Raw genomic sequence first — 405 nt, 5'->3', positions numbered from 1 at the left:
ATCTCCATCCACGAGCACCACCCGCGCCCCTGTCTCAGAGAGGGCGATCGCAAGGTTTGCCGCGGTCGTCGACTTGCCCTCGCCGGGGCCGGCACTGGAGATAACGAAAGAACGCGACTCCCCGTCGACATCCACGAACTGCAAGTTCGTGCGCAGACTGCGGAACGATTCGGCCCGTGGGGTTCGCGGATCAGCGTGGACGATAAGCGGTCGCTTCCTCGCCTCAGGGTCGAGCGCGATGCCGCCCAGGACGGGAGCCTCGGTGGCCGCTTCGATGTCGTGCAGCGAGTGGATTCGAGTGTCCAGCACCGTCCGTACGAGGGCCACACCGATCCCGAGGGCAAGACCGAGAACGATGCCGATGATGACGTTCAGAGTGGTATGGGGAGATGCCGGAGCGGTGGG

The 405-nt window shown here is 64.9% G+C and carries 1 protein-coding gene; it reads right to left on the bottom strand.

Annotated features, from left to right (window positions below):
- On the bottom strand, positions 1 to 405 hold a 405-nt coding region (locus ACZ3HH_RS29420), incomplete at both ends, for a YveK family protein (RefSeq protein WP_465810028.1).

Source organism: Pseudomonas sp. PME37.24/025 (assembly GCF_055556615.1).
Note: the sequence above shows the minus strand (reverse complement) of the source record. Positions and strands in the feature narration are given on the sequence as shown.